Raw genomic sequence first — 8,769 nt, 5'->3', positions numbered from 1 at the left:
GATAGGCACCTGTGCCGCAAGGGGAAACAGCCCCTTGTACGAAATCTCTGATTTCGCTGTATTTCCCATTTTGAGATTTTTCAAAACTGGGAATGGCACCGCAGGTCGCACGATACAGGTAGATGGAATTGCCTGTATAGAAGTGCGCCCTTTAGTTCCTAAAGGGATTTTTCCTTAATACTTTTTCATCAGCTTATTAAAAATGACAATTCCTGCGATAACTTGAAACAGTAAATATCCGCTGAGATAGAGTACAATCATGCGAGCATTATCAATGACTTCCAATGCTCCGAGAATACCGAAAACCAAAATGGAGAAACAAACAACCAGCAGTCCTAAGCTGTAAGTATATCTTCCGGCTCTATCTCTGATTTTTGTTTTCAACTCGTCATGCTGTTCAATTCGTTCGTTCTCCAAACGCTCTTCGTATCGCTCTTTATTTTCGGGGGAACTCCAATAAAAATATTTGCATATCATCATAATTCCGGGGAAGATACCTGCGCCAGCAAAGCCCCATAAAATGCCCTCTAACTTTGTTTCAATCAACAGCGCAACAATCAAACAAGCCACACCGAAAAGAACATATAGTATCCCGGTTATCAAATTACTCTTTTTCATTTTCTGCACCTCTTTCATAGAAAAAGATTTCTTCAATCCGTTTGCCAAAAAAGTCTGAAATTGCAAAAGCTAATTCCAATGATGGATTATACTTTCCTGTTTCGATTGAACTAATGGTTTGTCTTGAAACACGAAGCATTTTTGCAAAATCATCTTGATTTAATCCTCGCTCCTTTCGTAACTGCTCAACTTTATTCTTCAAAAAACGCCTCCTTGTATGACAAGTTTCCTTTACAAACTTACTATAGCATGACACGCATCTCTTGTCAAGTTTCCTTTACAACATTTACTTCTTTATCATGGGAAAATTGCAATTTATTCATACAGTAAGAGCACCCAAACATTTTTCGTCCGGGCGCTCTCAGTATCAGTCATAAATCAGCTCAAACTTCACAATCTCCTCTGCCTGTGCCTTGCAAGCGTTCATCTGCCGCACCCATTCCATTTGATTTTCAGCTTTCAGTTGCTCTGTCACGCCGTTGCGCTTCGCCAGCTCCGGCACGATCAGCTCCATGCGGTTTCGTGTCGCTTCGTCAATCTTGGCGCAATGTTCAAAGAGCAGGACTTCCAGCCCGGAAGCCCTCTGTCTGGCGGCAGCAAGGCGTGTGCGCTGTTTCTTAACCTCTGTTGTCTGCTGGCTGGACTGCACTTCCTGTACCACTCGGACAAACTCGGCTCGGTCATACTTTGCATACTCGGCAATGGCTTTGAGCATTTCGGAAACAAGGGACAGTACCACATCTTCATTGATACGGTGCTGGGTCTTGCAGAGCGTTCCGCAAGGAACTTTGATGTACTGTGAGCAGGTGTATTGAGAAATGCGCTTGCCGTTGTTGGTGCGGTGGACATACATCTTGCCGCCGCAATCGGCGCAATAGAGCAAGCCCGTGAGGGGAGCTGCTTCGCCCCAGCCGTCCGGGTAGCGTCTGACATTCCCACGGATTTTCTGCACAAGGTCAAAGGTCTGCTGGGCGCGGCCATCACCCTCCACGCCATCTATAATCTGCTCATCGCCTATGGCGGCGCGGCGCAATATATCGCCTATGCCCTGCCGGTGCTGCCGGTGGCGGTGGGAAGGTTGTCTGCTTTCCGCTTATCGCAGAGGAAATAACCGAATATCTACTCCCTGAGAGCTGCTTTTTGGCGGCTCTCAAATTTTTTGAAAAATTTTTCGTTTTGGGTGAGAGTTTTTTCGATTTTTTGTACCTATATAAGTGAAAGGGTTTTTATCACAATTCCAGACAAACCGGAAAGGGGGGCAAACGATATGTACGATACCTGCAAGACGGGTCGCACTCGTCAAGCAGCGGGTGCGGGAAAACACCCGCCGGAGGCAGCGGCGCGAGGCAATAAGCCTCTCCGCTTTCTGCCTGATGTTATTCACGGCACTTGCCGGGGCGGCGGACGCACTTATAGTGCGGGGACAGACCGCCGCATGGGGCGTGTTCGGCACGAGGCTGCTGCGGGAGGACGCAGGCGGCTATGTGCTGGTGGCCGTCGTCTCCTTTGCCGCGGCGGCGGCGATCACCGCGCTGTGCATTCGGCTCAGAAACAGGAAAAATCAGAAAAAAGGCGGGACAAACAAGCCCGCCCGATACGAACAGGAGGAGAAAAGCCAATGAAGAAACGAATACTCAGCATACTGCTCGTCTGCTGCATGGTGCTGACGCTGCTGCCGGCGACCGCGTTTGCGGCGGAGGTAGAGACCGGCGCACGTGCATCGAACCCGGGCGGTCTGTGCGAACACCACCCGGAGCATGACGAGGCCTGCGGCTATACCGAAGGGACAGCGGAAATTCCCTGTTCCCATGAACACACGGAGGAATGTCATAGTCTAATAACCCGGTGCGTCCATGCGCATACGGCGGAATGCTACACGGCGGAAAGCGTGTCGGAGAATGCCGACGGCTTATCGGAGGCAGAGAACGCAGCACCGACGGAATGCGTTCACGCGTGCACCGAGGAAAGCGGCTGTATCCTTCAAACATCAGACTGCAAGCACGCGCATGACAAGGATTGCGGCTATGCACCGGCTTCCATGGGGAAGCCCTGCACCTATGTATGTGAGATTTGCGATTCCAAGGACGGAAAAACGCCAATGCCTCTGCTCGGGGCAGCCCGTCCCGCTGCCACCCAATACACCTATACGCTGCATTACGATGCCAACGGCGGCAGCGGTGCGCCGCCAAGTCAAAGCGAGACCAGCTCGGAATTATCTGTATGGATTCCCATATCAGAAAAAATTCCAACCCGTGACGGGTATACCTTCAAGGGTTGGGCGGATAGCCCGAATGAGAATCCGAGATATCTTCGCGAAGAGGGATATTATTGGAATTACCTGATGGTACATCCGTCTTTGAACGAAACCATCTACGCCATATGGGAGGTGCACAATCATAACTGGGGCGAATGGATCTCCAACGGCAACGGAACGCACACACGCACCTGCATCACGGACAGCAGCCATACCGAAACAGGCAACTGCTCCGGCGGCAAGGCCACCAGCACGGAGAAGGCCATTTGCGAAACCTGTCATACGGCCTACGGAGAACTTTTGCAGCTCACCAAAACGGTCATCACCACCCCGCCCACGCTGCCCTCTGAGGGGTATGTCGGCGATCAGTACCTTGATGGAGATCTTGAAGGCGGCGAAGCAAAGGTCGAGGGGACGGACATCGTTGTTCCCGGCTCGTTCCGCTTCAAGCACAATTGGGGCGGCGTAGTAGACCCGGGCGAAAACCGCATGGAAATCCTCTTTACCCCCAACGATACGGAGACATACGCCACGGCGGAATGTATCGTCACCGTGACGGGGATTAAGCACACGATCACAAGTGTCACAGAGGAAGTCCTCCCCGACAAGCCGTTGGGCACGGCGTTTGAGGATCTGTGGCTTCCTCACTTCGTCGAGGTAAAGACCAACACCGGCGCGACCTTCGGTCACATCCCCGTGACATGGGACGGCTCCTCCTATGACCCGAACGCTCTTGGCGAGCAGATCATTACCGGCCAGCTGCATGTTGAAATGAGCTTCTACGCGGAGGAGCTGGAGCCGACAAGCACGGTCAAGGCCATTGCCAGAATCACGCTCATTGGCGACGAGCCCATTGTGCCAACGCTGGATCCGCCCACCTACTCCAGGCAGATATACAGCGGCGATTTTTGCCAGCTCGCCTTTTCCGACGAGTATCTTTCCGGCGGAAAAGCCACGGCAGATGGCGAAACGGTTCCCGGCGTGTTCACTCTGAACGAGGAGCAGGAATTATACGGCTACTGGCGGAGAGATGGCGGGCTTGTTCAGGTGGGACCGCTAGCGCTCAAGGTCACCTTCACACCCGATGACCTGCAGAAGTACACCACGGCGGAATGTACCGTCAACGTGGACGTCATTCCCCGCAAATTCAGGCAAGCCAATACATCGTATATTGACAATAAAAAGATTGGAACAGCCTTTGAGGATCTCGGTCTGCCGAACGCGTTCTATTTCTTCGCGGAGGCCGATGAACCAAACCACGAGGGAAGCGGGCTGAACGGCAATGTGCCCGGCATCATCAAGTGGGACGATTCAAACTACGACCCCAATTCTTATGAGGAGCAGACCATCTACGGCGAGGTTAACCGCGCCGAATTTGAGAAGTATTACATCGTACCCGAGGGCGCCGACCTCAGAGGAGTAATCAAGGTCACGCTGCAGGCAGACCCGGCCGAGACGGAGATAACGCAGCCGCCCGTATTCCGGTGGAGGAACGGCGATTTTGCGCAGCCCGACAATACCATGTTCGTCGACAGGAGCTTCCAGATGGGAGCCACAGGCGGGGAAACCGCCGATCTTGTGGACGGCATGGCAAAGGTCAAGGGAACGGATACCGTCGTCCCCGGCACGTTCTCCTTCAAGGAGGGTACGCCCAGATGGTTTGACGAGCTGGGCGAGAACGTTGTGACGGTGGTATTCACGCCGACTGACCAGCACGGCTACAGGACGGCGGAGACCACGATCAAGGTCAACGTCATCAAAAATACCTTCAAGCGTTGCGAGGAGCCGGATCCCATTACGGAGAAAAAACTCGGCACGACCTTTGCAGGGCTTAACCTGCCAGAAATTGTGGTCGTCGAGGCTATCGACGGGCTCAGGGTTGGCATGGAGGTTTCGTGGGAGGAATCGTCCTATGACGCGCAGTCCACGGCTTGGCAGACCATCCCCGGTACGCTGGTATTCGACGCTAACGACGAGCACAAGTATCAGCAGCCGGAGCCTGCGGTAACAGCCGCGATCCGGGTGAAGCTCCTAGGTTCGGAGGATGCGCCGGCGATTACTACCACGACGCTGCCCGGCGGCACGGTCGGCTCGCCGTACCACCATCAGCTTCAGGCAACCGGGGGAGGCTTCATTCTGTGGGAGCTTTTCAGTGGCGAGCTACCCGATGGCTTGACGCTGAAACAAACCACCGGCGAGATCAGCGGCACGCCCACTGCGGAACAGACCGCCCAATTTACCGTTCGAGCTCTCAACAGCGTGGGCAACGATAAGAAGGAACTGTCTATTACGATAACCAACGCCCCCGCCGCCGAGCACACCATCACCGTCACCACAGCGGGCGGCGGAACGGCTTCCGCATCTCCTGCAAAGACTGCGGCCGGCACAGAAATCACCCTGACTGCCACGCCAAACACCGGCTATCACTTCAAGGAGTGGCAGGTCGAATCTCTGGCAGGACTTGTAATCACCAACAACAAGTTCACCATGCCGGACAGCAATGTGGCGATCAAAGCTATCTTCGAGGAGGATTCACCTTTTGCACCCACCAAGCATACCGTCACCGTGAAAACGGACGGCAACGGAATAGCTTTCGCATCTCCCTTATTGGCCGTGGCTGGTACGGAGATCACCCTGACCGCCATGCCCAAAGAGGGCTACCACTTCAAGGAGTGGCAAGTCATCAGTGGCGGCGTGGCCATCGAGAACAATAAGTTTCTCATGCCGGACACCAATGTGGAGGTCAAGGCATTCTTCGAGGAGGGCGCGCCTCCTGCACCCACCAAGTATACCGTCACCGTGACCACAGAGGGTGGCGGAACGGCTTCCGCATCTCCTGCAAAGACTGCGGCCGGCACAGAAATCACCCTGACTGCCACGCCAAACACCGGCTATCACTTCAAGGAGTGGCAGGTCGAATCTCTGGCAGGACTTGTAATCACCAACAACAAGTTCACCATGCCGGACAGCAATGTGGCGATCAAAGCTATCTTCGAGGAGGATTCACCTTTTGCACCCACCAAGCATACCGTCACCGTGAAAACAGACGGCAACGGAATAGCTTTCGCATCTCCCTTATTGGCCGTGGCTGGTACGGAGATTACCCTGACCGCCATGCCCAAAAAGGGCTACCACTTCAAGGAGTGGCAAGTCATCAGCGGCGGCGTGGCCATCGAGAACAATAAGTTCCTCATGCCGGACAGCAATGTGGAGGTCAATGCTGTCTTCGAGAAGGACGCGCCGCCTGCACCCACCGATCCCGGCAAGCCCAGCATCAGCGTCACCGGAGCCTACACCTACAATGGCTCCGAGCATACCGCAACCGTGAGCGGTTATAATCCCGCCACAATGGACATCGCAGGCAACACCGCCACAGACGCAGGCGATTACACCGTTCGCGTCACATCCAAGACCGGCAGATGGGCGGACGGCAGCACTGGGGCCGTGACCGCAGCGTGGAGCATCGGCAAAGCCACGCAGGAAGCGCCTAACGGCTTGATCGGTGTCGCGCCCACTACCGAGGGCGGCAGCGACGGCAAGATCACCGGCGTGGATGCAACGATGGAATACCGTGTGGAGAGCGAGACTATCTACACCACCTGCACCGGTATCGAGATTGAAAACCTGCCTGCCGGCAATTATTTCGTCCGCTATGCGGAGGATCACAACCACTTTGCCAGCCCCGATGCGGATGTCACAGTGGGTGAGGGTACGCCGCTTGCGGATTGTACGATCACCTTCAACGCAAGCGGCGGCAGCGGCAGCATGGATTCCGTGACCGTCAATGCAGGGACAATTTACATCCTGCCCGCCTGCGGCTTCACTGCTCCCGCCGATCAGGAGTTCAAGGCTTGGGAAATCGGCGGCACGGAGTACAAGGTGGGAGATTCCTACACCGTGCTCGTGGATACCGAAATCAAGGCGCTGTGGGAAAACAGCGTTATTACCCCCACCACCTACACCGTCACCGTCAGTAATGACGGAAACGGCACGGCTTCCGCCTCTCATGCAAAGGCTGCGGCCGGCACGGAAATCACCCTGACCGCTACGCCCAACACCGGCTACCACTTCAAGGAGTGGGAGGTCATCAACGGTGGCGTGACCATCAAAGACGACAAGTTCCTCATGCCGAACGACAACGTGGAGATCAAAGCAATTTTTGAGGAGGACGCACCTCCTGCTCCCACCGAGTTCACCATCACCGTGAAAACGGATGAAAACGGCACAGCTTCCGCCTCTTATGCAAAAGCTATTGTCGGCACAGAGATCATCCTGACCGCTACGCCCAACACCGGCTACCACTTTAAGGAGTGGCAGGTCATCAACGGCGGCGTGACCATCAAAGACGACAAGTTCCTCATGCCGGACACCAATGTGGAGATCAAGGCCATCTTCGAGGAGGACGCACCTCCTGCTCCCACCGAGTTCACCATCACCGTGAAAACGGATGAAAACGGCACAGCTTCCGCCTCTTATGCAAAAGCTATTGTCGGCACAGAGATCATCCTGACCGCTACGCCCAACACCGGCTACCACTTTAAGGAGTGGCAGGTCATGAGCGGCGGCATGACCATCAAGGACAATAAGTTCATCATGCCGGACACCAATGTGGAGATCAAGGCCATCTTCGAGGAGGACGCACCTCCTGCTCCCACCGAGTTCATCGTCACCTTTGACGGCAACGGCGGTACGCCCTCTGTCGGCAGCATGACCACCACCGATCGGAAGCTGACCTCTCTGCCCAGCGCCTCCCGAAGCGGCAGTTACAGCTTCTACGGCTGGTACACCGAAAAGAGCGGCGGAACAAAGATCACGACGGATACCGTATTCCATGCAAATGCCACCGTCTACGCCCACTGGACCTACACCGGCGGCGGTGGCGGCGGCTACAATCCACCCGTCACCTACTACACGCTGCGCTTTGAAACAGGCGGCGGCAGTGATATTCCCAGCGTGCAGGGAACGTACAATACCTACATTGACCTGACAAAGTACGTCCCGACCTGGCGTGGACATGCCTTTATCGGCTGGTACAGCGAACGCAGCCTGACGAACAAGGTTTCCGGTGTTTATCTGACGAAGGATATGACCGTGTATGCAGGCTGGCGCGTGGACGAAAATCCGGGCACAGACGTGAATCCCTTTACCGATATTTCTGAAAAGGACTGGTTCTACGGCGATGTGATGTTCGTCTACGAAAACGGATTGATGCTCGGTACGAGCAAGACCCTGTTCAGTCCGCATGGGACGGTGATGCGCGGCATGATGGCGACCATTCTCTGGCGCATGGAGGGCAGCCCCGTACCGAAGGGCAAAAACAGCTTTACCGATGTGGAGGCCGGAAAGTGGTACGCTGACGCGATCACATGGACGGCGGAGAACGGCATTTTCGCGGGCTACGGCAAAGACAAGTTTGGCCCGGACGATCCCATCACCCGCGAACAGCTTACAGCCATCTTCTACCGCTACGTAGACTACAAGGGCTACGATCTGACCGTCAAGGGAGATCTGGACAAGTTCAAGGACGCGGACAAGATCACGGATTACGCAAAGACGGCGATGCAATGGGCGGTCGGCAGCGGCCTTGTGAAGGGAAAATCCGGCAATCTGCTTGACCCGCAGGGCACGGCGACCCGCGCTGAGATCGCCGCCATGCTCCACCGCTTCATTGAGAAGTATAAGCTGGTGCAGGGCAAGGCTCCCGGCGGTCTGATGGGCTGGATCGACCCGAAGCGGCTGCAAATCCCAAAGACCGGCGACAGCAGCGTGTAAGGCTTGTGGGAGATCTCCCTCTGTACATCTCTTGCCGGATGCCTTGCGCTGACCACATGGCAGATCAGGCGGCGGCGTGAGGAAGAAGCGCTGCAAATCATCGAAAAGTAAACAGGCTCACCTTT

Annotated in this window: 4 protein-coding genes and 2 pseudogenes; 2 read left to right on the top strand and 4 right to left on the bottom strand. The window is 55.0% G+C overall.

Going from position 1 to position 8,769, the window contains the following annotated elements; genetic code table 11:
• Positions 1 to 174: 174 nt before the first annotated feature.
• From H8Z82_RS12880 to H8Z82_RS18060, 4 genes and pseudogenes are all read right to left on the bottom strand, one after another.
• The gene (locus tag H8Z82_RS12880; RefSeq protein WP_055153924.1) at positions 175 to 618 is read right to left on the bottom strand and encodes a hypothetical protein; all 444 of its coding nucleotides are present in this window, start codon (positions 616 to 618) and stop codon (positions 175 to 177) included.
• On the bottom strand, positions 605 to 820 hold the full coding sequence (locus H8Z82_RS12875) for a helix-turn-helix transcriptional regulator (protein ID WP_019161272.1): 216 nt from the start codon (positions 818 to 820) through the stop codon (positions 605 to 607). Before H8Z82_RS12875 ends, H8Z82_RS12880 begins: the two co-directional genes overlap by 14 nt.
• Before the next feature lie 165 nt (positions 821 to 985).
• Positions 986 to 1,177 (bottom strand): annotated as a pseudogene (locus H8Z82_RS18065) (TnpV protein); the annotation flags it as partial.
• Positions 1,175 to 1,588: pseudogene (locus tag H8Z82_RS18060) on the bottom strand (recombinase zinc beta ribbon domain-containing protein); the annotation flags it as partial. The pseudogenes H8Z82_RS18060 and H8Z82_RS18065, both read right to left, overlap by 3 nt.
• 403 nt (positions 1,589 to 1,991) lie before the next feature.
• Here H8Z82_RS18060 and H8Z82_RS12860 point away from each other — a divergent pair.
• Together H8Z82_RS12860 and H8Z82_RS12855 are read left to right on the top strand one after the other, a co-directional pair.
• Positions 1,992 to 2,240, top strand: a complete 249-nt coding sequence (locus H8Z82_RS12860; RefSeq protein ID WP_243101718.1) for a glycosyltransferase — start codon at positions 1,992 to 1,994, stop codon at positions 2,238 to 2,240.
• Positions 2,237 to 8,644, top strand: a complete 6,408-nt coding sequence (locus tag H8Z82_RS12855; RefSeq protein WP_186995335.1) for an InlB B-repeat-containing protein — start codon at positions 2,237 to 2,239, stop codon at positions 8,642 to 8,644. Before H8Z82_RS12860 ends, H8Z82_RS12855 begins: the two co-directional genes overlap by 4 nt.
• Positions 8,645 to 8,769: the final 125 nt, after the last annotated feature.

Source organism: Blautia difficilis (assembly GCF_014297245.1).
GTDB lineage: Bacteria > Bacillota > Clostridia > Lachnospirales > Lachnospiraceae > Blautia_A > Blautia_A difficilis.
This window is presented reverse-complemented; position numbering and strand designations above follow the sequence as displayed.